The organism is Inquilinus ginsengisoli, assembly GCF_031453975.1.
Lineage (GTDB): Bacteria > Pseudomonadota > Alphaproteobacteria > DSM-16000 > Inquilinaceae > Inquilinus > Inquilinus ginsengisoli_A.
On sequence record NZ_JAVDPW010000014.1, the window covers coordinates 102,041 to 126,362 of the forward strand.

The window sequence follows — 24,322 nt, forward strand, 5'->3', positions numbered from 1 at the left end:
GGAATTCAGGCCAGCAGCGAGGCCAGGGCGGTGAGGCCGATCCCGGTCAGGAACGGCCAGCCGAGATGGCGGCCGCGGCTGGAGATGGCGGTGAACGCCCCGATGGCGGTGAAGGCTGCGCCGGTCGCGGCCGCCGCCCACCAGCGCACCGCCACCGGGGCCAGCACCAGCGCCAGCAGGATCACGGCGATGACCGCCCAGGCGATGCTGGTGATGTGCCAGGCGAAGCGCAGCACGAACCGGGCCAGGCGGTTGGCCAGGATGCCGTCGCGGCGGGTCAGCAGCGGGCCGATCAGCCGCCTTTCGCCCGCTACCGAATGCACGGCGGCGGTGACGATCAGCAGCAGCGCCGCGAGAAGAAGCAGGCCGTCCGCCATGCGGCGACTCCCTGTCCGATGCGATGCCGCCCGGCGGCCGTGCCGGGCCTAGAACCGGTCGAGCAGACTGGGGACCCGGGCCGTCTGCGGCCATGCTTCGGCCAGCGGTGCCTCGGGATGCAGCCGCTCGACCGCCAGATCGACGCGGGCGCGGATCAGGCGGTAGCCGAACTGCCGCAGCACGTCGGCCAGCGCCGCGCGCAGCTGGACGTCGCCCAGGGTCAGCCGCTCCGGCGGGGCCGCGACGGCGACCGGCCCATAGGCCAGGCGCCCGGCCGGCTCGCTCCACCAGCCGGCGATGCCGACCCGGCGCAGCGCCGCCAGGAAGCGGTAGACCGTGGCCAGGCTGATCCGCGGATCCAGCCGTCGCGCCCGGCCCAGGATCTCCTGGGCGTCGAGCGCGCGCTCGGCCTCGGCCAGCACCGCCAGCAGGATGCGGCGCGGCCGGGTCGGCCGCAGCCCGGCATCGCGCAGCCGAGCCTCGGCCGGGGCCGATAGGGTCGCTATGGGAAGGGCAGGGGCGGGGCTCATGCCGCCGCCCTCAGCCGCGCCGGATCTCGGCCGCGGCGCGGGCCAGGATCTCGACGATCTGGGTCTCGGCCTCGGCATCGCCGTCGATCTTGTGCCCGGCGACCTCGCGCAAATTGTCCAGCGCCGCATGGACCAGCGCCGGCAGCCGGCTGGACCGCTCGCGGTCGCCGCCGAACGCCCGGTTCACCCGGGCCATCTTCTCGCCGATGGCGAACAGGCGGCCGAGGATGGCATCGACGATCGACCGGTTCTCCTCGATATAGGCCCGGCCTTCGGGGGTGATGGTGTACAGCTTCTTGGTGCCCTCGGTCTCGACCGTGACGTAGCCGGCCTCCTCGAGATAGGTCAGCGTCGGGTACACCACGCCGGGGCTCGGGCTGTACCAGCCGGCGGTCTTCTCCTCGATCAGCTTGATGATCTCGTAGCCGTGGCGCGGCTGCTCCGCGATCAGAGTCAGCGCCACCAGGCGCAGGTCGCCATGCGCCAGCATCCGGCCGGCGCGCATCATGTCGCCGCCGCCGAAGCCGCGGCCGCCGCCTTCGCCGCCGCCGTGATGGCCGAACATCCGGCGGCCACGGCCCCCGGCCCACATCCCGTCGCCGCATTCGCCGCGCTGGCCACGATGGCCTCTCATTCCAAACATCGAAACTCTCCTTTAGAATTCGATATATCGGAAGATAGGTCTCTTTGAGATGGGTTTCAAGATATATCTAAAGATGTGTCTTCGGACCCTGCCTGCAAGAACCGCAGGGGCCGGGCAGCCTTGGCGTCCAGCGTCCATTGACCGCGCCGCGACGGGGGCGATACACATCGCCCCGACGGTTCCCGCACGGGATCAAAAGGGAACACGGTGACGCGCATCCGCGCGGAGTCCGTGGCTGCCCCCGCAACTGTCAGCGGATCGCCGAACGTCCTCGTGACGCCTCTCCGACGAGGCGCCATGCCACTGCTGGGTCCGAAGCCGGATCCGGTGGGAAGGCAGACGCGAAGCCAAGATCCGCGAGCCAGGAGACCTGCCGTCGCAGCGCAATCCGTTTCCCGGGCGGGGTGGCCCGGGCAGGAGGCATCATGACGGCCGTCCCCCACCGTACCTTTCGTTCGCTCATCCCGGCCGCGGCCGTCGCCGCCGCCCTGTTCGGCCTGGCGCCCGCCGCCTCGGCCGAACCGACGCACTATCCGTTGACCATCCGCAACTGCGGCGTCGACGTCACCTTTGCCAAGGCGCCGCAGCGGGCGGTGTCGATCGGGCAGAGCAGCACCGAGATCCTGCTGTCGCTCGGCCTCGCCGACCGCATCGTCGGCACCGCCGTGTGGTTCGGCCCGGTGCTGAAGGGCTACGAGGCGGCCAACGACAAGATCAAGCGCCTGGCCGACAACGACCCCAGCTTCGAATCCGTGGTGGGGCAGGAGCCCGACCTGGTGACCGCCCAGTATGAATGGCATGTCGGCCCCAACGGCTCGGTGGGCACGCGCGAGCAGTTCGCCGAGCTGGGCATCCCCACCTACGTCGCGCCGGCCGACTGCGTCGAGAAGGACAACGGCGGTGGCGGCGACGGCGTGCGCAAGCAGCTGTTCAGCATGGATCTGGTCTATCGGGAGGTCCACGACCTGGCGGCGATCTTCGATGTCGGCGACCGCGGCGACGCGCTGGTCGCCCGGCTGAAGCAGCGCGAGGCCGCCGCCATTGCCGAGGTCGCGGGCGTCAAGGGCAGCAACGTGCCGGTGGTGTTCTGGTTCTCCAGCAAGGAGGTCCAGGGCGATGCCTTCATGGCCGGCAAGAACGGCGTGCCCGCCTACATCATGCAGACGCTCGGCGCCCGCAACATCATCAAGACGGAAGAGGAATGGCCGTCGGTGAGCTGGGAGCAGGTCGCCGCCTCGGACCCCGCCATCATCGTGATCGCGGAGATGAGCCGCCGCCGCTATGCCGCCGACGACCCGGCGGTGAAGCTGAACTTCCTGGCGACCGACCCGGTGGTCAGCAAGCTGCCGGCGGTGCGCGACAGGCACTTCGTCCTGATAGACGTCCAGGCGATGGAGGCGTCGATCCGCGCGGTCGACGGCATCGAGGCGCTGGCGAACGGCATCAAGGCCTTCGGGCTGGCGAAGTGATCCGGGCGTGATCCGGGGGCCGATCCTCGGCGGTGGCTGGGGCCTGCGGGCCCTGGCCACGGTCCTCGCCGTGGCCGTGCTGGTCGCGGCCATCGGCGTCGCCGTGTCGATCGGCGAGATGGCGATTCCGCTGGCCACCACCTTCCAGGCGCTGGGCAACCGGCTGCTGGGCATGGGCTTCGCGCTCAGCCCGATCCAGGAAGGCGTAATCTGGGACTACCGGCTCAGCCGCGCCGTGGTGGCGGCCTGCAGCGGCGCGGCGCTGGCGCTGTCGGGCGCCATCCTGCAGGCGCTGCTGCGCAACCCGCTGGCGGAACCCTATGTCCTCGGCATCTCCGCCGGGGCGTCGACCGGCGCCGTCGCGGTGATGATCGCGGGATTCGGCGGCGGTGCCATCTCGCTCTCCGGCGGCGCCTTCATCGGCGCGGTGCTGGCCTTCGCCCTGGTGTCGCTGCTGGCGGCCGGGGCCGGGGGCGGCACCGACCGCATCATCCTGGCGGGGGTCGCCGGGTCGCAGCTGTTCAACGCCCTGACCTCCTATATCGTCACCACCTCGGCCAACGCCGAACAGGCGCGCGGCGTGATGTTCTGGCTGCTCGGCAGCCTCGGCGGCGTGCGCTGGCCGGACGCCCATGTCGCGGCGCCGGTCGCCCTGGCCGGCTTCGCCATCTGCATCCTGCACGCCCGGGCGCTCGACGCCTTCACCTTCGGGGCCGATGCCGCGGCGTCGCTCGGCATCGCCGTGACCCGGGTGCGTCTGGTGCTGTTCGGGGCCACCGCGGCGATGACCGCGACCATGGTCAGCATCGTCGGGTCGATCGGCTTCGTCGGGCTGGTCATCCCGCATGCGGCGCGCTTCCTGGTCGGGCCCGGCCATATCAGGCTGCTGCCGGCCTCGGCGATGATCGGCGCCATCTTCATGGTGCTGGCCGACATCGTCTCGCGCATCATCATCCCGCAGCAGATCCTGCCGATCGGCGTGGTCACCGCCCTGTTCGGCGCCCCGGCCTTCGCCATCATCCTCTACCGGGCGAGGCGGACGGCATGACCATCGCCACCCATGACGTGCGCTGGGCCGCCGGCGGCCGGATGATCGTCGATGGCGTCACCCTCGCGGCGGAGCCCGGCCGGATGCTGGGGCTGCTGGGGCCGAACGGCGCCGGCAAGTCGACCCTGCTGCGCCTGATCTGCCGCCTGCGCCGGGTGGCCAGCGGCGTGGTCACGCTGGGCGGGGCCGACATCGCCGGCCTGCCGCGCGCCGCCATCGCCCGCCGCGTCGCCCTGGTCGAGCAGCAGGCGGCGACCGACGCCCAGGTCACCGTGCTCGACGTCGTCCGCCTTGGCCGCACCCCGCATCGCGGCCCGCTGTCGCCCTGGACCGCACAGGACGACGCGGCGGTGGAGGACGCGCTGCTGCGCATGGGCATGGCCGGCAAGCGCGGCCAGCTGTGGCAGACCCTGTCGGGCGGTGAACGCCAGCGGGCGCAGATCGCCCGGGCCCTGGCGCAGACCCCGACCGAGCTCTTGCTGGACGAGCCGACCAACCATCTCGACGTGCAGCACCAGCTCGAGATCCTGGCGCTGGTCGGGCGGCTGCCGGCTACCAGCATCGTGGCGCTGCACGACCTCAACCTGGCGGCGATGTTCTGCGACGCGGTGGCGCTGCTGCGGGACGGGCGGGTGGTCTGCGCCGGCGCGCCGGAGGAGATCCTGACCGAGGCGACGATCCGCGACGTGTTCGGCGTGCGCGCCCATGTCGAGGTTTCGCCGCATCACGGCCGGCCCCATATTCACTACCTCCCGGGCTAGCGGTGGCCCGGCACGCGCCTCCAGGCTTGACAATCGGTCCGGAATGGGCTTTTTCACCGCTTCCATTCCTGGGAACGTGGGTCCGGTGCGTGAGCCGGCGCCCCGCCTTGCCGTCGGCAGGGCCTACCGGGACAATATCGAGAGAAGGAATGCGCGCGTGAGCAAGCGCCAGAATTCGAAGCACAAGATCGACCGCCGCCTTGGCGTCAACCTCTGGGGCCGTCCGAAGAGCCCCCTGAACAACCGCGAATACGGCCCGGGCCAGCATGGCCAGCGGCGCAAGAAGCCGACCGATTTCGGCACGCAGCTGATGTCCAAGCAGAAGCTGAAGGGCTACTACGGCAACATCGGCGAGAAGCAGTTCCGCCGCCTGTTCGACGAGGCCGTGCGCCGCAAGGGCGACACCGGCGAGAACCTGATCGGCCTGCTCGAGCGCCGCCTCGACACCGTGGTCTACCGCCTGAAGTTCGTGCCGACCGTGTTCGCGGCGCGCCAGATCGTCAACCACGGCCACATCCTGGTCAACGGCAAGCGCGTCAACATTCCGTCCTACCAGGTCAAGGAAGGCGACGTCATCGAGGTCAAGGAGAAGTCGCGCGAGCTGCCGGTCGTGCTCGGCGCCGTGTCCTCATCCGAGCGTGACGTGCCCGACTACCTCGAGGTCGATCACGGCTCCATGAAGGGCAAGCTGATCCGCAGCCCGGCCCTGGCCGACGTGCCGTATCCGGTCCAGATGGAACCGAACCTGGTGGTCGAGTTCTACAGCCGCTGATTTCAGCCGGCTGACCGACGGGAAAAGGGGCGCCTGCGGGCGCCCCTTTTTGTTTGTGCATGCGGCGGGCGGTCAGCCGCTGCCGGGGACCATCAGGGTCAGCGGCCACAGATAGGCCTGGCCCAGCACCAGCAGGCCGACCAGCAGCGCCAGCGCGATGGAGTGGAAGAAGACGTAGCGCAGGATGTCGCTCTCATGCCCGTACCAGCGGGTGGCGGTCGAGGCGACGACGATGCTCTGCATGTCGATCATCTTGCCCATGACGCCGCCGGAGCTGTTGGCCGCCGCCATCAGCACCGGGTTGAGGCCCAGCTGCTGCGACGTCACCTTCTGCAGCCCGCCGAACAGCACGTTGGACGAGGTGTCGGACCCGGTCAGGGCGACGCCCAGCCAGCCCAGCAGCGTGCCGAACACCGGGTACAGCACCCCGGTGGCGGCGAAGGCGAGGCCCAGCGTGGTGTCGGTGCCGGAGTAGCGGGTGACGAAGCCCAGCGCCAGCATGCAGGCGATGGTCATCAGCGAGAAGCGCACCACCCACAGGGTGCGCCCGTACATGCGGATGAGGCCGAGCGGGGAATAGCCCATGACGAAGCCGGCGATCACCGCGGCGACGAAGATGCCGGACCCGGTGGCCGACAGCCAGTTCAGCAGGTAGACCGCCTTCTCCGCCGTCGGGGCCGCCACCACCGGCGGCACCTTCTGCACCAGCTCGTTCAGCCCGGCGACCGGCAGGGCGACCATCGACAGGCCGTCCAGCGCCGCCTTGACCTGCGGGAGCCCCCACAGGAAGACGCAGACGCTGAGGATCACCCAGGGCAGCCAGGCGCGCACCACCGCGCCGCCCGAGGGGCTGCCATGGGCCTGTTGTGCCTCCGCCTCGGCCGCGCCGCCGCCCGGGCCGGTGCCCAGCCACAGCTGCCGCGGATGCCAGGCCTTCAGGAACAGGGCCAAGAGGCCCATCGACACGATCGAGGCGACGACGTCGACCAGCCAGGGCCCGTGGTAGTTCGAGACCAGGAACTGCGGCACGGCGAAGGCCACGCCGGCGACCAGCAGCGCCGGCCAGACGCCGAGCATGCCGCGGAAGCCGGCGAAGGCCCAGATCAGCCAGAACGGCACGATGATCGAGAACACCGGCAGCTGCCGCCCGACCATGGCGCTGAGCTGTAGCAGGTCGAGGCCGGTGACCGCGGCCAGCGCGATCAGCGGCGTGCCCAGCGCGCCGAAGGCCACCGGCGCGGTGTTGGCGATCAGCGACAGGCCGGAGGCGGCGAGCGGCGCGAAGCCCAGGCCGATCAGCATCGCCCCGGTCACCGCGACGGGGGTGCCGAAGCCGGCCGCGCCCTCGAAGAAGGCGCCGAAGGAGAAGGCCACCAGCACCAGCTGCAGCCGGCGGTCGCGGGTGATGCCGGCGATCGAGTCCTTGAGGACCTCGAACTCGCCCTTCTCCTTGGTCAGCTGATACAGGAAGATCACGTTGAGAATGATCCACCCGATCGGCAACAGCCCGTAGGCGGCGCCGTAGACGGCGGCCATCCCTGCCATCTGCGCCGGCATGCCGAAGCCGATGATGGCGACGGCGAGGGAGGCGATGAGGCCGAGCACCGCGGCCAGGTGCGCCTTGACCCGGAACAGCCCGATGCTGCCGAGCAGGACGACGATGGGAATGGCGGCCACCAGCGTCGACGCCGCCATGCTGCCGAAGGGATTATAGACCTGCGACCACATCGCCCTCTCCCCCTTGTCCGACCTTTTGTTGCGGAAAGGCTGCGGGCGATGCGGATGTGTTGTCAAATCATCCCTGACTTTGGGCCGGATGGCTGCCTTTCTTCCTAGGACTGGGTTCTGGTTCGAACGCCGCCGGCCGTCGAATCAGCGCGGCGTGACGATCGCGGCGACCTGGCGGGCCCGGCCGGCGCCGATGCCGGCGGCGCCGGCGACGAGGCCGATGCCCAGCACCAGCAGGCCCGGCGCGGTCCAGCCGCCGGTCCAGTCGTGCAGTAGGCCGATCAACAGCGGCCCGCCCGAGGCCAGGGTGTAGCCGACGCCCTGGGACATCGACGACAGATGGGCCGCGACATGGGCGTCGCGGCTGCGCAGCACCACCAGGGTCAGCGCCACGGCGAAGGCGGCGCCCTGGCCGATGCCCAGCACCACGACCCAGAGCCAGACCGTGCCCAGCGGCGCGAAGATGCAGCCCCAGAAGCCGGCGACCGAGAACACCATGCACAGCAGCGCCGCCAGCCGCTGGTCGCGGCCGCGCGTCGCCAGCGACGGCGCCACCAGGGCGGCGGCGACCTGCACCATGATCGAGACCGACACCATGATGCCGGCGGCGACGCCCTCGACGCCGCGGTCGCGCAGGATCGGGGCCAGCCAGCCGAAGACGCTGTAGGCCAGCGAGGATTGCAGCCCCATGAACAGCGTCACCTGCCACGCCAGCGGGTCGGTCCACAGGCCGCGCACGGTGACGCCGGCGTGGCCGGCCTGGCCCTGGCGGGGCGGGATCTGGGTCAGCCACACCGCCGCGGCGATCACCGCCGGAATGGTCCAGAAGGCCAGGGCCACGGCCCAGGATCCGCCGGCGGCCCGGGCGATCGGCAAAGTGGCGCCGGCGGCCACGGCGGCGCCGGCGCACAGCGCCATGGTGTAGACGCCGGTCATCAGCGCCGCCTTGTCCGGGAAGTCGCGCTTGACGATGCCCGGCAGCAGCACGTTGGTGACGCCGATGCCGGCGCCGGCCAGGATGGCGCCAACCAGCAGCGCGGCGGGGGTGCCCAGGCCGCGCAGCGCGGTGCCCAGGGCCAGCACCAGCAGCAGCGCCAGCACCGCCCGCTCGGTGCCCAGGCGCCGGGCGATCCGCGGCGCCAGCATGCCGAACAGGCCGAGGCAGACGACCGGGACGGTGGTCAGCAGGCTGGCGCCGCCGGCGGACAGGCCGGTGTCGGCGATGATCTCCTTCAGCACCGGCCCCAGGCTGGACAGCGCCGGGCGCAGGTTGATCGCGATCAGCACCAGGCTGACCACCAGCAGCAGCCCGGCCTTCAGGCGGGTGGGCGCCGGCAGGTCGTCGATCTCGGCGTCGATCAGCAGATCATCGGACAGGTCGTGGGGGGCCGCGCCGGGGGCGTTCCGATGCTGCTCGGCTATCGACAAGGCGGGCCTCCTGATCGCGCGAATGATTGCCGCCTCCCGCGGGACGGGAAGCGGTGCGCTTGAACGCCATTCTGGACCGAAGTGGAAGCTGGCCGCGCCGTCCACCTCGTCATGCCAGGGTCCTTGTCCCGGCATGACCGCGGGCCCCCGGCGGGGTGCGGCCGCTCAGTCGTCGCGCATCGACGGCAGGCCGCATTGCAGCAGCAGGCGCACCAGTTCCGCCTGCCGGGCGGTGCCGGTCTTCTCGAAGATGCGGGCGAGATGGGTCCGGGCCGTGCTGCCCGCGATCGCCAGGCGTTCGGCCACGGCGGGCAGCCCATCGCCCCGGCTGATCTCGACCGCGACCGCGGCCTCCGCCGCGGTCAGGTCGAACAACTGCCGCAAGACGGCGGGGGCGGGGCCATCGGTCCGGTCGGGGTCGACGACGAAGACCGTCACCCGCGGCACCGGGCCGAGGCGCCGCTCCGCCGCAACCTCGCGGATCGGGATCACGGTCAGGATCAGCGGCTGGGCGCCGGACGGGCGCGAGAGGCGCAGCCGGATGCCGGCGCCGGCGGCGCGGGCCGCGGCGTCGATCCCGGCCGTGGCGGCGCCGGCCGCGGCGGCCGTGGCGATGGCGTGATGCAGGCGGCGGGTCTGGTCCGGCAGCGCCGCCATCAGGCCGGTCGGCCCGGAGAACAGGCCGTCGGCCTGGGCGATGATCGACTCAGCCCGCTGGTTGAGGCGGATCGGCCGCGCCGCGGCATCGACCAGGATCACGCCGAGATCGACATGGTCGAGCGCGGCGCCGGCATAGGCGGCGCGGAGATCGGCGCTGTCGAGGCGTTGGCGCAGGTCGAGGGCGCGGGCGAGATGGGGCACCATCGCCTGCAGCGCCGCGACGTCGCCATCGGCGAAATCCTCCGCCCCCAGCACGCGGCGGACGGCGACGTAGCTGCTGTGGGCCGGCGTCCGCTCGACCAGCGCCACCGCGCCGTAGAAGTCGCCGTTCGGCCGCACCACCTCGTTGTAGAACTCCGACCGCACGAAGTCGTGCTCGGTCTTCAGGGCCAGGCTGCGCACCACCTGGCCGAGCGGCAGCCCCGCTGCCCAGGGGGCCATCCGGCGGGCGCCGGGCGCCGACATGCGGGCGAGATGGGCGGGATCCCACTGCCAGCCGACCATCAGCTCGGCCCGCTGCTGCGGCCGGTTCTCGACCAGCAGCGACCCGCGCGGGGCGTTGGCGGCGGCGGCGATGGCCGCGATCGCGCCGGGCCAGGCGTCGGGAGACACCGCGGCGTCGTAGATCCGCTGCACCGCTCCAAGGATTGCGTCCGCCCGATCCATCCGCGCCCCGCCGCAAGAGCCGATTGCGCCCGTTCCGAACAAACCTAGCAAAATGCGCGCTTTCCGGACAGCCCGCGTCATCCGTTCGGCCGCGGCGACCGAAGCCACTGCCAGCAGGGGGAAGAGTCATGGCGACCGTTCCGAGCACCACCCTCGACCTGGACTGGGACCTGACCCGCACCGCGGGCGCCCTATCCGGCGAGATCGAGGATTTCGACACCGGGGCCTGAATCCGGCTGTCCGTGACCGCGGGCGTCAACTACCAGATCTATGGCGACACCGATACGCTCCACGGCGGTGAGCCGAGGCTGGAGGTCTGCAATGCGGCCGGCACCGTGCTGGCCGCCCTGGACGGCACGCAGCGGGCTGCGCCGCTGTCCTACACGGCGGGTTTCACCGGCACCGTCTATCTCCATGTGGACAGTTTTCCCGCGCAGTTCGACGTCTTCGTCACCACCCTTCCCGGGACGGCCGCGTCGTTGACCGACGCCAACGACATCTACACCGGCACGGCGAACCAGCGGATCGCCGGCTGGATCGGCCACGACACCATCCAGATCGGCGCCGGGATCGACGCCCTGGGCGGGCCGGGCGACGACCACCTGATCGGAAACGCCGTGGCCAACCGGATCTTCGGCGCCCTGGGCGACGATCGGGTGGAGGCCGGCGCCGGCGACGATGTGGTGTGGGGCGGCGAAGGGGTGGATGTCATCCGCGGCGAGGCCGGCAACGACCTGGTCTATGGTGGTGCCGGTGGCGACGGCATCGACGGCGGGGCGGGCAACGACTGGATCGTCGGCTTCGACGGCAACGACACCCTGCGCGGGGGCGCCGGGGCCGATCGGCTCGACGGCGGCGGCGGCTTCGACACCGCAATGTATTCCGAGGCGACGGCCGGGGTGGGGGTCAATCTCGCGGCCGAGACCGGGATCGGCGGCATCGCCCAGGGCGACACGCTCAGCGCGATCGAAGGCGTCTATGGCGGCAGCGGCAATGACGGGCTGATCGGGTCTTCGACCGACAACGTGCTGGTCGGCAACGCCGGCAACGATGTGCTGATCGGGCTCGGCGGCCGGGATGCCCTGGCCGGCGGGGCCGGGGCCGATCGCTTCACCTATGGCAGCGTAGGCCAGAGCCCGGTCGGCGGCGGCTCCGACCAGATCAGCGATTTCAGCCATGCCCAGGGCGACCGCATCGACCTGGTCTCGATCGATGCCAGGACCACAGTGGCGGGCAACCAGGTCTTCACCTTCATCGCCGCCGCGGCCTTCACCCACCATGCCGGCGAGCTGCGGGCGGTCAGCGCCGGCGGCGTCAGCTCGATCTACGGAGACGTCAACGGCGACGCCGTCGCCGACTTCCAGATCCGCGCCACCGGCACCATCGCATTGGTGGCCGCGGATTTCGTGCTGTAGCGGCCTGTCGGACTGGAACATCCCACACAGGGCGTTGGCGGTGGGGGCGATGGCCGCGATCGCGCTTGGCCGGGGGCGGGCACACCGCGTCGTCGCAGATCTGCTGCACCGCACCGAGGATTGCGTCCGCCCGATCCATCCGCTCTTCCGCCGAGAGTCCCGGCCAAGAGGAATCCGCAAAAATGCGCGCTATCCGGACAGCGCGCATCATCCGTTCGGCTGATGTCGCGCACCTTGTTTTGCCGCAGGTTGGATGGAATCTGCGATTGAACAGGAGAGGCTTCCTCATGGCTTACATACCCGGCACCGCCGGCGAGGACACCCTGAACGGCACCACCAGCGACGACACCATCGACGGCATGGCCGGCAATGATGTGCTGAACGGCGGGATCGGCAACGACACGCTTTACGGCCGCGACGGCAACGACACGCTCTATGGCGGCGACGGCGACGACTATATCAGCACCGGCATCGGGGTCGACCTTGTCGATGGCGGCATCGGCACCGACACGCTGTATGTCGACCACAGCACCACCACGGCCGGGGTCAGCTTCACTCTGAACGGCGCCGCCGGCAGCGACGGCAGCCGGGCGATCAACATGGAGTTGATGACCTACTTTGCCGGGTGGGGCAACGACACCATCACCGGTGCCGCAGGGGCCGACACGATCTACGGCTATGCCGGCACCGACGCCCTGAATGGGGTGGGCGGCAACGACAACCTCCATGGCGGCGACGGCACGGACACGCTGACCGGCGGGGACGGCAACGACGGCCTCTATGGCGAGGACGGCAACGACATCCTCCGCGGCGGCCTCGGCACCGACACCATGTATGGGGGCGTCGGGGACGACCGGATCGAGACGGGGGGTGGGGGCAACGACTACGGCTCCGGCGGCGACGGCAACGACACCCTGGTCGGGTCGGCCGACGCCGAGACCCTCTATGGCGACGCCGGCAACGACGTCATCCTCGGGGTGGCGGGCAATGACAACCTCTATGGCGGCGACGGCAACGACACGATCCTGGGCGGCGACGGCGACGACTACATCAGCACCGGCATCGGGGTCGACCTTGTCGATGGCGGCATCGGCACCGACACGCTGTATGCCGACCACAGCACCACCACGGCCGGGGTCAGCTTCACCCTGAACGGCGCCGCCGGCAGCGACGGCAGCCGGGCGATCAACATGGAGTTGATGACCTACTTTGCCGGGTCGGGCAACGACACCATCACCGGCGCCGCAGGGGCCGACACGATCTACGGCTATGCCGGCACCGACGCCCTGAACGGGGCGGGCGGCAACGACAACCTCCATGGCGGCGACGGCACCGACACACTGACCGGCGGCGACGGCAACGACAGCCTCTATGGCGAGAACGACAACGACACCCTCCGCGGCGGCCTCGGCACCGACACCATGTATGGGGGCGTCGGGGACGACCGGATCGATACCGACGGCGGCGGCAGCGATTATGGCTCCGGCGGCGACGGCAATGACACCCTGGTCGGGTCGGCCGACGCCGAGACCCTCTATGGCGACGCCGGCAACGACGTCATCCTCGGGGTGGGGGGCAATGACAACCTCTATGGCGGCGACGGCAACGACACGATCCTGGGCGGCGACGGCGACGACTACATCAGCACCGGCATCGGGGTCGACCTTGTCGATGGCGGCATCGGCACCGACACGCTGTATGTCGACCACAGCACCACCACGGCCGGGGTCAGCTTCACCCTGAACGGCGCCGCCGGCAGCGACGGCAGCCGGGCGATCAACATGGAGCTGATGACCTACTTTGCCGGGTCGGGCAACGACACCATCACCGGTGCCGCAGGGGCCGACACGATCTACGGCTATGCCGGCACCGATGCCCTGAATGGGGTGGGCGGCAACGACAACCTCCATGGCGGCGACGGCACGGACACGCTGACCGGCGGCGACGGCAACGACGGCCTCTATGGCGAGGACGGCAACGACATCCTCCGCGGCGGCCTCGGCACCGACACCATATATGGGGGCGTCGGGGACGACCGGATCGATACCGACGGCGGCGGCAGCGATTATGGCTCCGGCGGCGACGGCAACGATCTCCTGGTCGGGTCGGCCGACGCCGAGACCCTCTATGGCGACGCCGGCAACGACGCCATCCTCGGGGCGGCGGGCAATGACAACCTCTATGGCGGCGACGGCAACGACACGATCCTGGGCGGTGCCGGGGCTGACTGGCTGGACGGCGGCACCGGAATCGACACCGTCAACTATGCCGGCAGCACCGCCGGCGTGTCCGTCGACCTCGCGGCCGGCACGGGGTCGGGCGGCGACGCGTCCGGCGACCACATCGCCGCGATCGAAGTCGTCATCGGCTCGGCCTTCGCCGACAGCCTGGCCGGAAGCGCTGCCGCAGACAGCCTCAATGGCGGCGATGGCAACGACATCCTCACGGGTGGGGCCGGAGCGGACGTTCTCAATGGCGGTGCCGGCAGCGACACCGCCAGCTATGCCGGCAGCACCGGTGGGGTGAGTGTCAGCCTGGCCACCGGGCTGGGTGTGGGGTTCGAGGCCCAGGGCGACAGGTTGACCGGGATCGAAAACCTGATCGGCGGTCTCGGCAATGACGGGCTGCTCGGTGATGGCAACGCCAATGTGCTGACCGGCAATGCCGGCAACGACACCATCGACGGCGGGGCCGGCAACGACATCATCAATGGCGGGGCCGGGGCCGATACGCTCAATGGCGGCGCCGGCATCGACACCGTCAGCTATGCCGGCAGCACCACCGGCGTGACCATCAACCTCGCGGCCGGCACGGGATCGGGCGGCGACGCGACCGGCGATCACATCACCGGGTTCGAAGCCGTCATCGGGTCAGGCTACGCCGACACCCTGACCGGAGGCGCCGCCGCAGCCAGCCTCTATGGCGGCGATGGCAACGACACCCTCAATGGCGGGTCCGGGGCCGATACGCTCGATGGCGGCGCCGGCACCGACACCGCCAGCTATGCCGGCAGCACCACCGGCGTGACCATCGACCTCGCGACCGGCACCGGATCGGGCGGCGGTGCGACCGGCGACCATTTCGTCTCGATCGAACAGGTCATCGGTTCGGCCTTCAATGACAGCCTGGCCGGAAGCGCTGGCAACGACAGCCTCAATGGCGGCGCCGGCAACGACATCTTAATCGGCGGCCTGGGTGGGGACCTTCTCACAGGGGGCATCGGCGCCGACCGCTTCGTCTTCAACTCCCTCGGCCCTGCCCCCTTCACCAATCCCAACTCCATTTGGGATTTCACGGGTGCCGATGGCGACAAAATCGACCTGTCGGCGATCGATGCCAACAGCCACGTGGCCGGCAACCAAGCCTTCACCTGGATCGGTTATCTCTCTTCGCTTATTGGATTTTCCGGCAGCGGTGGCGAGCTGGGCTATTTCAAAGACGTCCCCGACGCAGAAAAGACGACCGGCTATGTCATGGGTGACATTGACGGCGACAAGGTCGCCGACTTCCGGATCGATGTGCTCTTCATCAAACAGCTGGATGGCAGCGACTTCGTGCTGTAGCCGAAACGACAATGCCCGCCCCGGAAGGGGCGGGCATCTGCCTGGCTGGATCGATAGCCGTAGCGCCGGGCGTCAGCCCTGGGCGGCGACCGCGACGCCCTTGGCCTCGAGCAGGTCCTGCAGCTCGCCGGACTGGAACATCTCGCGCACGATGTCGCAGCCGCCGACGAACTCGCCCTTGACGTAGACCTGCGGGATGGTCGGCCAGTTCGAGTATTCCTTGACGCCCTGGCGCAGGCCGGGGTCGGTCAGGATGTCGATGCCCTTGAACGGCACGCCGATATGGGTCAGCACCTGCACCACCGCGGCGGAGAAACCGCACTGCGGGAACACGGGCGTGCCCTTCATGTAGACGACGACGTCGTTGCTGGCGATGTCGTTGCGGATGCGCTCGAAGACGGGATTGTCCATGGGAACTCGCTCTCGTCGGGGAGGGGTCAGGCTTCGGCGGCGGTGGTGTGCAGCATCAGGGCGTGCAGCTCGTTGCCCATCCGGCCGCCGAGGGCCTGATAGACCATCTGATGCTGCTGCACGCGGCTTTTGCCGGTGAAGGCGGCGCTGGTGACGTAGGCGGCATAATGGTCGCCGTCGCCGCGCAGATCCTCGATCCGCACCTCGGCGCCGGGCAGGCCATCCTTGATCAGGCGGACGATCTCCGCCGGTTCCATTGCCATCTCACGCTTCTCCAGCCGGAACGGTATTGGTCATGTATCCGGGCAGCCACGCCTCGTTGACGCGGCGCAGCCTGTCAACCGATATGGCAACGCCGTCACCGCGCTTCAACACGTCGCCGCCGGTGCCGCCGATGATTTGCGCCGGGACGCCCGCCGCCCGGGCGCGGGCCAGCAGCGCCTCGCCGTCGGTGGCGGTCACGAGGTAGCGGCCCTGGTCCTCGCCGAACAGCAGCCCGGCCTCGGCCGGCAGCTCGACCGTGGCGCCGATCCGGCCGGTCATCGCCATCTCGGCGACGGCGACGTAGAGGCCGCCATCGGCCAGGTCGTGGCAGGCGGTGACGGTGCCGTCCTGGATCAGGGCCCGCACCAGGTCCCCGTTGCGGCGTTCGGCCGCCAGGTCGACCGGCGGCGGTGCGCCGTCCTCGCGGCCATGGATCTCGCGGGCATAGAGCGAGGTGCCGACATGTCCCTGGGTTTCGCCAATCAGGACAATGGCTTCGCCGGCGGCCTTGAACCCGGCCTTGACGTGGCGCCCGCCGGCCTGGATCAGGCCGACGCCGCCGATCGCCGGAGTCGGCAGGATGCCTTCGCCGGAGGTTTCGTTGTAGAGCGAGACATTGCCGGAAACGACTGGGAAATCAAGTGCCTGGCAGGCGGCGATCATGCCCTGGATGCAGCCGACGAACTGACCCATGATCCGCGGCTTCTGGGGGTTGCCGAAGTTCATGTTGTCGGTGATCGCCAGCGGCGTAGCCCCTGTGGCGGTGAGATTCCGCCAGGCTTCGGCCACGGCCTGGGCGCCGCCCCGCTCGGGGTCGGCCAGGCAGTAGCGCGGGGTGCAGTCGGTGGTGATGGCCAAGAGCTTGCCGGTGCCGTGCACCCGCACCAGCGCGGCATCGGCCTCGCCGGACAGGGCGACGGTGTCGGCGCCGACCCGGCTGTCATACTGCTCCCAGATCCAGCGCTTGGAAGCCAGGTCGGGGCAGGCCAGCATCCGCTCCAGCACCGCCTCTGGCGCCTCCGGCAGCGGCAGGGCCGCGGCGGCGATCTCCGGCTGCGGCGGCGTCGGTTCCCACGGCCGGGCGTAGTTCGGAGAGGCGTCGACCAGCTCCGCCACCGGCATGTCGGCCCAGGTGCGGCCATACATCTTCAGCACCATGCGGCCGGTGTCGGTGACCCGGCCGATCACGGCGAAATCCAGCTCCCATTTGCGGAAGATCGCCTCGGCCTCGGCCTCGCGGCCGGGCTTGAGGACCATCAGCATCCGCTCCTGGCTCTCCGACAGCATGATCTCGTACGGGACCATGTTGGTCTCGCGCTGCGGCACATGGTCGAGATCCAGCTCGATGCCGCAGCCGCCCTTGCTCGCCATCTCGACCGAGGAGGAGGTCAGGCCGGCCGCGCCCATGTCCTGGATCGCGACGATGGCGTCGGTCGCCATCAGCTCCAGGCAGGCCTCGATCAGCAGCTTCTCGGTGAAGGGGTCGCCGACCTGCACGGTCGGGCGCTTCTCGTCCGAGGCGTCGTCGAATTCGGCCGAGGCCATGGTGGCGCCGTGGATACCGTCGCGCCCGGTCTTGGAGCCGACATAGACCACCGGGTTGCCGATGCCGCCAGCCGCCGAATAGAAGATCTTGTCGGTGTTGGCCACGCCCACGGTCATGGCGTTGACCAGGATGTTGCCGTTGTAGGAGGCGTGGAAATTGGTCTCGCCGCCCACCGTCGGCACGCCGACGCAGTTGCCGTAGCCGCCGATGCCGGACACGACGCCGGCGACGAGGTGCCGGGTCTTCGGATGGTCCGGGCTGCCGAAGCGCAGCGCGTTCATGTTGGCCACCGGCCGCGCGCCCATGGTGAAGACGTCGCGCAGGATGCCGCCGACGCCGGTCGCAGCACCCTGATAGGGCTCGATGAAGCTCGGGTGGTTGTGGCTTTCCATCTTGAAGATGGCGGCCTGGCCGTCGCCGATGTCGATCACGCCGGCATTCTCGCCGGGGCCGCAGATCACCCAGGGCGCGGTGGTCGGCAGCTGCTTGAGCCAGCGGCGCGAGGATTTGTAGGAGCAGTGCTCCGACCACATCACCGAGAAGATGCCCAGCTCGGTCAGCGTCGGCATCCGGCCCATGATGGTCTGGGTCAGGGCGAATTCGTCGGCGGTCAGGCCGAATTCGGCCGCCAGCGCCTGCGTGACCTCGGGCTCGGGGGGAAGCTGAGCGGTGGTCATGACAGGATCTGCACCAGGCCTTCGAACAGGGCGCGGCCGTCGGTGTTGCCGTGTTCCGGCTCCGATGCACGCTCGGGATGGGGCATCATGCCGAGCACCCGCCGGTTCTCGGACAGGATGCCGGCGATGTCGTTCAGGCTGCCGTTCGGGTTGCCGCGGCCGTCCTGGTCCGCGATGTAGCGGAAGGCGACGCGGTCCTCGTCCTCCAACCGCTTCAGCGTGTCCGGGTCGGCGAAATAGCAGCCGTCATGATGCTGGATCGGAATCCGCACCGTCTGCCCGGCATTGTAGCCGCGGGTGAACGGGCTGTTCGAGGTCTCGACCCGCATCGACACGGTGCGCGACACGAAGGTCAGGCCGGCGTTGCGCATCAGCGCGCCTGGCAGCAGCCCCGCCTCGGTCAGGATCTGGAAGCCGTTGCAGATGCCCACGGTGGGCACGCCCTTGGCCACGGCCGCGCGGATCGCGCCCATGATCGGCGACTGTGCCGCCATGGCGCCGGAGCGGAGGTAGTCCCCGTAGGAGAACCCTCCCGGGATGGCGATCAGGTCGGTCGGCGGCAGCTCGGTGTCGCGGTGCCAGACCATGTGGGTCGGCCGTCCGGTCGCGTGGGAGAGTGCCACGGCGAGGTCTCGGTCGGCGTTCGATCCCGGGAAGACGATGACGGCGGCTTGCATGGCCGGGATTTAGCGGTCCGGCCGGGCCTTGGCAAGGGTGCTTGGGTCTGTCCTGTCATGCGCGCCAGAACGGCTTCTCGCCTTCTGCCTGCACGTCGTCGCGGGACAGGCCGATGTCGTTCAGCAGATGGCTGTCCAGCGTCTGCAGCCGGCGCCGGGTGCGGTCCCGGACTGACCACAGGGTCAGGGTGGACAGGAGTCGGCCGAGGCCGCCGCGCTGGCGTTCGGTCGAACTGGTCCGCGGGGTGCGGTCGGCAACAATCATGGTCATGGTCGCGTCCTTCTGTGTCGGTGACTGAACCGGACCTTACCGCCGCCGGGGCTCGCTTGGATGTGATGGCGGATACACCCCGTGATTCCCGGCCTTCGGATGGGAAAATGGCCGGATCCGCGGTGACGGATCCGGCCCGAGGCACCGCAGGGGGGCGGAGCGGATCAGAGGCGGAGGATCAGGTCGCGCGGGTCGGTCGAGGCATTCGGCCGGTCGACGCCGACGTCGCGCAACATGTGGTCGTCCAGCGAGCCGAGCGGCAGGCGGCGGGTGCTGCGGCCGGTCAGGGAGGCCTTGAGCAGGGTCCACAGCCCGACACGGCCGTTCGGCAGCCCAGCAGCGCGATGCTGGATGACAGGGCGGGAGGCGGTGGCGGTGGTCATGGCATTTCCCTTTCCGGCGGGGACGAATTCAGGGGCGTCGGGAACACTCCCAAGATCGGATTCTGGAGAACAAACCACAAACAGGATATTCTCGTGGCCGGGACAAGAGAATCTATCGACCGGGTTTCGACAGGGGGAAACGATGCGCCGACGCCTGCCGCCGCTGAACGGTATCCGCGCCTTCGAGGCCTCGGCACGGCACGAGAGCTTCACCCGCGCGGCCGAGGAGCTGGCGGTCACCCAGGCCGCGGTCAGCCAGCAGGTGCGCCGGCTGGAGGACTGGCTGGGGGCCAAGCTATTCGACCGCACCGAAGGCGGGCTGGAGCTGACCGAGACCGGCCGCGGCTACCTGCCGGTGCTGCGCGACGCCTTCGACGCCATCGCCGAGGCCACGGCGCGGATCCGGCCGCCGCCGCATTCCGGCATCCTGACCGTCTCGGCGATCCCGTCCTTCATCCGCAAATGGCTGGTGACGCGGATCCCGTCCTTCAACGAGCAGCAGCCCGAGATCGACGTCAACCTCGACGCCGAATCCCGGCTGATCGACTTCAGCCGCGACACGGTCGACTGCGCCATCCGCTTCGGCAGCGGCGCCTGGGACGGGGTGGTGGCGGAAAAGCTGTTCTCCGAGGACACCTTCCCGGTGTGCAGCCCGGACCTGGCGGCGGCCGGCCTGTCGGCGCTGGACGATTTGCGCCGCTTCCGCCTGCTGCACGACGAGACGCTGGTGCAGTGGAAGCAGTGGCTGCGGGCGGCGGGGATGGAGGATCTCGGCTGGGTCCGCGGGCCCCGGACGCAAGATTCGGCGCTGCTGATCCAGATGGCGATCGAAGGGCACGGGGTGGCGCTGGCGCAGCGGGTGCTGGTGATGGACGACCTGCGCGCCGGCCGGCTGGTGCGGCCGTTCGAGCTGTCGCTGCCGCGGGACCATCTGAAGAGCGACTACGCCTACTATTTCGTGGCGCCGCCGGCCGCGCTGAACCGGCCGCTGGTGCGGGCGTTCCGCGACTGGCTGTTCGCCGCGGCCGCCGAGGCCGAGGCGCAGCCACAGCAGCCGATGGAGCTGCCGGCGGCGTAGGGACCGGAGCGTCGATCGGGCTTCGATCCCTGGGCATCGTCTTTTTTCTCCTGGGCGCGATTTTTTTTCGCAAGGCCTGTCGATCCAGGTGAGGCTGGTTCGTCGACTTGAATAGCGAGACGGTGCAGCGGCGATGGCGTCCGCGGCTCGCCCCAGGAGGAGATCCAGATGCGCTTCATGTCGATCATCACCACCGCCAGCACCGAGCCGCCGACGCCGGAGCTGATCGAGGCCATGAACACCCTCGCCAACCGCGAGCTCCAGACCGGCCGCATGCTCGATGGCGGCCAGCTGATGCCGATCGAGACCGGCGCGCGGGTCAGTCTCACGGGCGGGCAGCTCAGCGTCCTCGACGGCCCGTTCGTGGAGGCCAAGGAGGTCATCGGCGGCTACGTCATCTTCGAGTTCAGGACCAAGGAGGAGGCGGTGGCCTCGGCGGTGGAGTTCCTGCAGCTGCACAAGGACTTCATGCCGGGCTGGGAAGGGACCTGCGAGATCCGCGTCCTGGCCGAGGCGGCCGACTGCGCTTGACGCGACGGTCCGGCAGACGGTGTCGGCGGCCATGACGGCCGCCGACACCCATCGCGCGATCCTGGCCGTGTGGCGGATCGAGCAGCCCCGGCTGATCACCAGCCTGGCGCGGATGCTGCGCGACGTGCCGCTGGCCGAGGAGTCGACCCAGGACGCCCTGGTGGCGGCGCTGGAGCGGTGGCCCGAGACCGGCGTGCCGGAGCGGCCCGGCGCCTGGCTGATGGCGGCCGCCAAGCGCCGGGCGCTGGACCATCTGCGCCGCCGCCAGATGCTGGCGCGCAAGCACGATGTCATCACCCGGGATTTGGAGGAGGAGCAGCAGGCGATGCCCGATCTCGACTCCGCCCTGGACGACGACATCGGCGACGAGATGCTGCGTCTGGTCTTCACCGCCTGCCATCCGCTGCTGTCGCGCGAGGCCCGGGCGGCGCTGGCGCTGCGGATGATCTGCGGCCTGACTACCGACGAGATCGCCCGGGCCTTCCTGCTGCCGGAGGCGACGATCGCCCAGCGCATCGTGCGCGCCAAGCGGACGCTGTCGGAGTCCGGGCTGGCCTATGAGACGCCGCGCGGCGAGGAATTGTCCCAGCGGCTGTCCTCGGTGCTGGAGGTCGTCTACCTCATCTTCAACGAGGGCTACACCGCGGCGCGCGGCGCGGACTGGATGCGCCCCCAGCTGTGCCACGAGGCGCTGCGCATGGGCCGGGTGCTGACCGCCGTCGCGCCGCAGGAGCCCGAGGCCTTAGGGCTGCTGGCGCTGATGGAGCTGAACGCCTCGCGCACCGCGGCGCGCACCGATGCGGCGGGCGACCCGATCCTGATGCTCGACCAGAACCGCGCGCTGTGGGACCAGCTGCAGATCCGGCGGGGCCTGCGGGCGCTGGGGCGGGCGCGCGACCTGGGCGGGGCCGGCGGCTTCTATGCCCTGCAGGCCGCCATCATCGCCTGCCATGCCCGGGCGCGGACGGCCGACGAGACCGACTGGCCGCGCATTGCCGGGCTCTATGCCGAGATGGCGGCGCTGGTGCCCTCGCCGGTGGTCGAGCTCAACCGCGCGGTGGCCGTCGGCATGGCCGAGGGGCCGGGGGCAGGGCTGGCCATCGTCGACCGCCTGATGGGCGAGCCCGCGCTCAAGGCCTACCACCTGCTGCAGGGCGTCCGCGGCGACCTGCTGCACAAGCTCGGCCGCCATGCCGAGGCGCAGGCCGCCTTCGAGGCCGCTGCGGCGCTGGCCGGAAACCGGCGCGAGCAGGACTTCCTGAAACGACGCGCCACCGAGGCGGCCGACGCGGCGCCGCCGCCCTAGTCCCACGCCGGTCATTCGCGCCAGAACGGCTTGCGCTGCAGGGTCTCGACCTGGTCGCGGCGCAGGCCGAGGTCGCTCAGCGCGGCATCGTTCAGGCGCTGCATCCGGCTGCGCGCCACGATCCGGGCGCGCCACAGGGCGGGCAGGGCGGTGAGGCGGCGGAGCAGGGCGAAAGCGAGGTTCGGCCGCGCCGCCGGCGTGCGGCGGCGGTCGTCCATGCAGAAGCTTGTCATGTCCTGAAGTCCTGATCGGGGTGAAGGATCAGGGTCGACCCTTGCCCCTAAGATCGGTGCTGGCGGCCGCGGCGGCAAACGGGATAGTCTGGGCCTAGCCCAATAAAAACTTGGTCTGTAGGGAGTCGGGGATGGCGTGGCGTCTGCCGCCGCTGAACGGCGTGCGGGCTTTCGAGGCGGCGGCCCGGCACCGCAGCTTCACCCGGGCGGCGGCCGAGCTGTCGGTGACCCAGGCCGCGGTCAGCCAGCAGGTGCGCCGGCTGGAGGGCTGGCTGGACGTCCGGCTGTTCGACCGCCGCGAGAACAGCCTGGACCTGACCGAGGCGGGGCGCGCCTACCTGCCGCTGGTCAGCGCCGCGCTGGCCGGCATCGCCGACGCCACGGCCCAGATCGCGCCGGGCCGCTCGACCGGCATCCTGACCGTCAGCACCACCACCTCCTTCGTCGCGAAATGGCTGGGGGCCCGCCTGTCGGGGTTCATCGCCGCCCATCCCGATGTCGACGTCAACGTCACCGCGTCGCTGGCCCAGGTCGATCTCGATGGCGGCGAGGCGGATTGCGCCATTCGGTGGGGACGGGGCGGCTGGGATGGGCTGGTGGTCGACCGGCTGTTCGCGGATGACAGCTTTCCGGTCTGCAGCCCGGCGCTGCGCGACGGCTCGCCCGGCTTGCGCACGCTCGACGACCTGCGCCGGCACACGCTGCTGCACGACCAGTCCCTGGCGCCCTGGCGCGACTGGCTGCGCGCCGTCGGGATGGCCGATGTCGACTGGGTGCGCGGGCCGCGCATGAGCGATTCCTCCATGGCGATCCAGGCCGCGATCGGCGGCCAGGGCGTCGCCCTGGTGGTGAACTCCCTGGCGGCCGACGACCTGGCCGCCGGCCGCCTGGTCCGGCCGTTCGACCTCTCGCTCGCCAGCGACGCCGGCTACCACTTCGTGGCCCCCGCTCGGGCGCTGCGCCGGCCGATGGTGCGGGCGTTCCGGGACTGGATCCTGGCCGCCGCGGCGGAAACCGCGCTGGCGCCGCGGGAGCCGGTCATGGCGTCGCGCCCGGACGATTGAGGCCTGTCCGCGACTTGTCGACAGGTACCGGCCGGGCCATTTGCCTCCCAACGCAACCATCGGGAGGAGAGGCGCGTGATCGATCCGAAGAAGCTGTTCGAGGATTTCCTGGGCGGCGGCGCGAACAAATCCGGTGGCCCCGCTGCTGGTGGTAAAGGCTCCGGCTGGACGGACAATCTCGGCACGCTGGCGACCGGCGCGCTCGGCGGCGGCGTGATCGGCCTGCTGCTCGGTTCGAAGAAGGTGCGGAAGTTCGGCGGCTCGGCGCTGGGCTATGGCGGCGCGGCGGTGCTCGGCGGCCTGGCCTTCAAGGCGTGGCAGGACTGGCAGGCCAAGCGGGCACCGGCGCCGGCCCAGGCGCCGGTGCAGCAGCCTTTGGCGCTGCCGCCGCCGAGCAGCCCGTTCGACCTGGAGACGCAGAGCGCGGCGGGCGGCGGCGACGCGCGCATCGCCGTGGTGCGGGCGATGATCGCCGCGGCCAAGGCCGACGGCCATATCGACGCGACCGAGCAGCGGGCGCTGTTCGACCGGATCGGCCAGCTCGGCCTCGACACCGAGCAGAAGGCGTTCGTGATGGACGAACTGGCCAAGCCGCTCGATGTCGCGGCGATCGCGGCCCTGGCGGCGACGCCGGAGCAGGCGGCGGAAATCTGGCTGGCGTCGCGCCTGGCGGTCGACCCGGACGATCCGCGCGAAAAGGCCTATCTCGACGACCTCGCAGCCCGGCTCAAACTGCCGGACGGGCTGGCGGCCCATCTCGAGGCGCAGGCGTCGACGGTGGGGTAAGGACACTGCCATACCCACTTGGTGTCATTGCCCG

Annotated in this window: 25 protein-coding genes and 1 riboswitch; of the genes, 12 read left to right on the plus strand and 13 right to left on the minus strand. The window is 70.4% G+C overall.

Annotation, left to right across the window (positions count from 1 at the left end):
• Nucleotides 1-5 precede the first annotated feature (5 nt).
• Genes E9232_RS31875 through E9232_RS31885 form a run of 3 tightly spaced genes read right to left on the minus strand, consistent with a single transcriptional unit; the run spans nucleotide 6 to nucleotide 1,542 of the window.
• Entirely contained in the window at nucleotides 6-377 is a 372-nt protein-coding gene (locus E9232_RS31875; RefSeq protein WP_309801199.1) for a hypothetical protein, read from the minus strand.
• A gap of 48 nt (nucleotides 378-425) precedes the next feature.
• Nucleotides 426-908 (minus strand): Fur family transcriptional regulator, encoded by a 483-nt coding sequence (locus tag E9232_RS31880; protein ID WP_309801201.1) that lies wholly within the window; start codon nucleotides 906-908, stop codon nucleotides 426-428.
• Nucleotides 909-918: 10 nt separating this feature from the next.
• Complete coding sequence (locus E9232_RS31885; RefSeq protein WP_309801205.1) at nucleotides 919-1,542, minus strand: PadR family transcriptional regulator; 624 nt, start codon at nucleotides 1,540-1,542, stop codon at nucleotides 919-921.
• A 168-nt stretch (nucleotides 1,543-1,710) separates the two neighbouring features.
• A riboswitch (cobalamin riboswitch) is annotated at nucleotides 1,711-1,943 on the plus strand.
• Between the two features lie 33 nt (nucleotides 1,944-1,976).
• Between E9232_RS31885 and E9232_RS31890 the strand changes: the two genes are divergently transcribed.
• The 4 genes from E9232_RS31890 to rpsD all read left to right on the plus strand — a co-directional run bounded on the left by E9232_RS31890 (nucleotide 1,977) and on the right by rpsD (nucleotide 5,601).
• A complete protein-coding gene (locus E9232_RS31890; protein WP_309801207.1) occupies nucleotides 1,977-3,020 on the plus strand; it encodes an ABC transporter substrate-binding protein in 1,044 nt (347 codons plus the stop codon).
• Nucleotides 3,021-3,027: 7 nt separating this feature from the next.
• Nucleotides 3,028-4,068, plus strand: coding sequence for a FecCD family ABC transporter permease (locus E9232_RS31895; RefSeq protein WP_445351996.1), 1,041 nt, complete (start codon nucleotides 3,028-3,030; stop codon nucleotides 4,066-4,068).
• Complete coding sequence (locus tag E9232_RS31900) at nucleotides 4,065-4,829, plus strand: ABC transporter ATP-binding protein (protein ID WP_309801209.1); 765 nt, start codon at nucleotides 4,065-4,067, stop codon at nucleotides 4,827-4,829. The genes E9232_RS31895 and E9232_RS31900 overlap by 4 nt, the downstream gene beginning before the upstream one ends.
• A gap of 157 nt (nucleotides 4,830-4,986) precedes the next feature.
• Nucleotides 4,987-5,601: a 30S ribosomal protein S4 gene (rpsD, locus tag E9232_RS31905; protein WP_309801210.1), complete on the plus strand. Its 615-nt coding sequence runs from the start codon at nucleotides 4,987-4,989 to the stop codon at nucleotides 5,599-5,601.
• Nucleotides 5,602-5,673: 72 nt separating this feature from the next.
• Here the strand turns inward: rpsD and E9232_RS31910 are convergent, their stop codons facing one another.
• The 3 genes from E9232_RS31910 to E9232_RS31920 all read right to left on the minus strand — a co-directional run bounded on the left by E9232_RS31910 (nucleotide 5,674) and on the right by E9232_RS31920 (nucleotide 10,083).
• Nucleotides 5,674-7,329, minus strand: coding sequence for an L-lactate permease (locus tag E9232_RS31910; RefSeq protein ID WP_309801212.1), 1,656 nt, complete (start codon nucleotides 7,327-7,329; stop codon nucleotides 5,674-5,676).
• Between the two features lie 144 nt (nucleotides 7,330-7,473).
• Nucleotides 7,474-8,757 (minus strand): CynX/NimT family MFS transporter, encoded by a 1,284-nt coding sequence (locus E9232_RS31915; protein ID WP_309801214.1) that lies wholly within the window; start codon nucleotides 8,755-8,757, stop codon nucleotides 7,474-7,476.
• 165 nt (nucleotides 8,758-8,922) lie between these two features.
• Nucleotides 8,923-10,083, minus strand: a complete 1,161-nt coding sequence (locus E9232_RS31920) for a helix-turn-helix transcriptional regulator (RefSeq protein ID WP_309801215.1) — start codon at nucleotides 10,081-10,083, stop codon at nucleotides 8,923-8,925.
• A 242-nt stretch (nucleotides 10,084-10,325) separates the two neighbouring features.
• Here E9232_RS31920 and E9232_RS31925 point away from each other — a divergent pair, with 242 nt between their 5' ends.
• The 3 genes from E9232_RS31925 (at nucleotide 10,326) to E9232_RS31935 (ending at nucleotide 15,061) form a co-directional block, all read left to right on the plus strand.
• A complete protein-coding gene (locus E9232_RS31925) occupies nucleotides 10,326-11,498 on the plus strand; it encodes a calcium-binding protein (protein WP_309801217.1) in 1,173 nt (390 codons plus the stop codon).
• 49 nt (nucleotides 11,499-11,547) lie between these two features.
• Nucleotides 11,548-11,721: a hypothetical protein gene (locus E9232_RS31930; RefSeq protein WP_309801220.1), complete on the plus strand. Its 174-nt coding sequence runs from the start codon at nucleotides 11,548-11,550 to the stop codon at nucleotides 11,719-11,721.
• A gap of 64 nt (nucleotides 11,722-11,785) precedes the next feature.
• Nucleotides 11,786-15,061, plus strand: a complete 3,276-nt coding sequence (locus E9232_RS31935) for a calcium-binding protein (RefSeq protein ID WP_309801224.1) — start codon at nucleotides 11,786-11,788, stop codon at nucleotides 15,059-15,061.
• A 72-nt stretch (nucleotides 15,062-15,133) separates the two neighbouring features.
• Here the strand turns inward: E9232_RS31935 and grxD are convergent, their stop codons facing one another.
• From grxD to E9232_RS31965, 6 genes are all read right to left on the minus strand, one after another.
• Nucleotides 15,134-15,472 carry a Grx4 family monothiol glutaredoxin gene (gene grxD / locus E9232_RS31940; RefSeq protein ID WP_309801226.1) on the minus strand — a complete coding sequence of 113 codons (339 nt, stop codon included), beginning with the start codon at nucleotides 15,470-15,472 and terminating at the stop codon, nucleotides 15,134-15,136.
• 26 nt (nucleotides 15,473-15,498) lie between these two features.
• On the minus strand, nucleotides 15,499-15,735 hold the full coding sequence (locus E9232_RS31945) for a BolA family protein (RefSeq protein WP_309801227.1): 237 nt from the start codon (nucleotides 15,733-15,735) through the stop codon (nucleotides 15,499-15,501).
• 1 nt (nucleotide 15,736) lies between these two features.
• Entirely contained in the window at nucleotides 15,737-17,959 is a 2,223-nt protein-coding gene (gene purL / locus E9232_RS31950; RefSeq protein WP_309801229.1) for a phosphoribosylformylglycinamidine synthase subunit PurL, read from the minus strand.
• A complete protein-coding gene (gene purQ, locus E9232_RS31955) occupies nucleotides 17,956-18,636 on the minus strand; it encodes a phosphoribosylformylglycinamidine synthase subunit PurQ (RefSeq protein ID WP_309801232.1) in 681 nt (226 codons plus the stop codon). The genes purL and purQ overlap by 4 nt, the downstream gene beginning before the upstream one ends.
• Before the next feature lie 55 nt (nucleotides 18,637-18,691).
• Nucleotides 18,692-18,907 (minus strand): DUF1127 domain-containing protein, encoded by a 216-nt coding sequence (locus E9232_RS31960; protein WP_309801234.1) that lies wholly within the window; start codon nucleotides 18,905-18,907, stop codon nucleotides 18,692-18,694.
• A 164-nt stretch (nucleotides 18,908-19,071) separates the two neighbouring features.
• Nucleotides 19,072-19,290 carry a hypothetical protein gene (locus E9232_RS31965; protein WP_309801236.1) on the minus strand — a complete coding sequence of 73 codons (219 nt, stop codon included), beginning with the start codon at nucleotides 19,288-19,290 and terminating at the stop codon, nucleotides 19,072-19,074.
• 142 nt (nucleotides 19,291-19,432) lie between these two features.
• On the opposite strand from E9232_RS31965, the gene gcvA (E9232_RS31970) reads away from it, so the two are divergent.
• The 3 genes from gcvA (E9232_RS31970) to E9232_RS31980 all read left to right on the plus strand — a co-directional run bounded on the left by gcvA (E9232_RS31970) (nucleotide 19,433) and on the right by E9232_RS31980 (nucleotide 22,205).
• Complete coding sequence (gene gcvA / locus E9232_RS31970; RefSeq protein ID WP_309801238.1) at nucleotides 19,433-20,368, plus strand: transcriptional regulator GcvA; 936 nt, start codon at nucleotides 19,433-19,435, stop codon at nucleotides 20,366-20,368.
• Nucleotides 20,369-20,536: 168 nt separating this feature from the next.
• On the plus strand, nucleotides 20,537-20,899 hold the full coding sequence (locus E9232_RS31975) for a YciI family protein (protein ID WP_309801240.1): 363 nt from the start codon (nucleotides 20,537-20,539) through the stop codon (nucleotides 20,897-20,899).
• Nucleotides 20,900-20,930: 31 nt separating this feature from the next.
• Nucleotides 20,931-22,205 (plus strand): RNA polymerase sigma factor, encoded by a 1,275-nt coding sequence (locus E9232_RS31980; protein ID WP_309801242.1) that lies wholly within the window; start codon nucleotides 20,931-20,933, stop codon nucleotides 22,203-22,205.
• 11 nt (nucleotides 22,206-22,216) lie between these two features.
• Here E9232_RS31980 and E9232_RS31985 read toward each other — a convergent pair whose 3' ends face one another.
• Nucleotides 22,217-22,438 (minus strand): DUF1127 domain-containing protein, encoded by a 222-nt coding sequence (locus E9232_RS31985; protein WP_309801243.1) that lies wholly within the window; start codon nucleotides 22,436-22,438, stop codon nucleotides 22,217-22,219.
• Between the two features lie 131 nt (nucleotides 22,439-22,569).
• Here E9232_RS31985 and gcvA (E9232_RS31990) point away from each other — a divergent pair, with 131 nt between their 5' ends.
• On the plus strand, nucleotides 22,570-23,502 hold the full coding sequence (gene gcvA, locus E9232_RS31990) for a transcriptional regulator GcvA (RefSeq protein WP_309801245.1): 933 nt from the start codon (nucleotides 22,570-22,572) through the stop codon (nucleotides 23,500-23,502).
• A gap of 75 nt (nucleotides 23,503-23,577) precedes the next feature.
• On the plus strand, nucleotides 23,578-24,288 hold the full coding sequence (locus E9232_RS31995) for a tellurite resistance TerB family protein (RefSeq protein WP_309801247.1): 711 nt from the start codon (nucleotides 23,578-23,580) through the stop codon (nucleotides 24,286-24,288).
• Nucleotides 24,289-24,322: the final 34 nt, after the last annotated feature.

Coding starts and splice junctions, on each gene's coding strand:
- E9232_RS31875 (WP_309801199.1), bottom strand. CDS start 377: ATGGCGGACGGCCTGCTTCTTCTCGCGGCGCTGCTGCTGATCGTCACC.
- E9232_RS31880 (WP_309801201.1), bottom strand. CDS start 908: ATGAGCCCCGCCCCTGCCCTTCCCATAGCGACCCTATCGGCCCCGGCC.
- E9232_RS31885 (WP_309801205.1), bottom strand. CDS start 1,542: ATGAGAGGCCATCGTGGCCAGCGCGGCGAATGCGGCGACGGGATGTGG.
- E9232_RS31890 (WP_309801207.1), top strand. CDS start 1,977: ATGACGGCCGTCCCCCACCGTACCTTTCGTTCGCTCATCCCGGCCGCG.
- E9232_RS31900 (WP_309801209.1), top strand. CDS start 4,065: ATGACCATCGCCACCCATGACGTGCGCTGGGCCGCCGGCGGCCGGATG.
- E9232_RS31910 (WP_309801212.1), bottom strand. CDS start 7,329: ATGTGGTCGCAGGTCTATAATCCCTTCGGCAGCATGGCGGCGTCGACG.
- E9232_RS31920 (WP_309801215.1), bottom strand. CDS start 10,083: ATGGATCGGGCGGACGCAATCCTTGGAGCGGTGCAGCGGATCTACGAC.
- E9232_RS31930 (WP_309801220.1), top strand. CDS start 11,548: ATGGCCGCGATCGCGCTTGGCCGGGGGCGGGCACACCGCGTCGTCGCA.
- E9232_RS31935 (WP_309801224.1), top strand. CDS start 11,786: ATGGCTTACATACCCGGCACCGCCGGCGAGGACACCCTGAACGGCACC.
- grxD (WP_309801226.1), bottom strand. CDS start 15,472: ATGGACAATCCCGTCTTCGAGCGCATCCGCAACGACATCGCCAGCAAC.
- E9232_RS31945 (WP_309801227.1), bottom strand. CDS start 15,735: ATGGCAATGGAACCGGCGGAGATCGTCCGCCTGATCAAGGATGGCCTG.
- purL (WP_309801229.1), bottom strand. CDS start 17,959: ATGACCACCGCTCAGCTTCCCCCCGAGCCCGAGGTCACGCAGGCGCTG.
- purQ (WP_309801232.1), bottom strand. CDS start 18,636: ATGCAAGCCGCCGTCATCGTCTTCCCGGGATCGAACGCCGACCGAGAC.
- E9232_RS31960 (WP_309801234.1), bottom strand. CDS start 18,907: ATGACCATGATTGTTGCCGACCGCACCCCGCGGACCAGTTCGACCGAA.
- E9232_RS31965 (WP_309801236.1), bottom strand. CDS start 19,290: ATGACCACCGCCACCGCCTCCCGCCCTGTCATCCAGCATCGCGCTGCT.
- gcvA (WP_309801238.1), top strand. CDS start 19,433: ATGCGCCGACGCCTGCCGCCGCTGAACGGTATCCGCGCCTTCGAGGCC.
- E9232_RS31975 (WP_309801240.1), top strand. CDS start 20,537: ATGCGCTTCATGTCGATCATCACCACCGCCAGCACCGAGCCGCCGACG.
- E9232_RS31980 (WP_309801242.1), top strand. CDS start 20,931: ATGACGGCCGCCGACACCCATCGCGCGATCCTGGCCGTGTGGCGGATC.
- E9232_RS31985 (WP_309801243.1), bottom strand. CDS start 22,438: ATGACAAGCTTCTGCATGGACGACCGCCGCCGCACGCCGGCGGCGCGG.
- gcvA (WP_309801245.1), top strand. CDS start 22,570: ATGGCGTGGCGTCTGCCGCCGCTGAACGGCGTGCGGGCTTTCGAGGCG.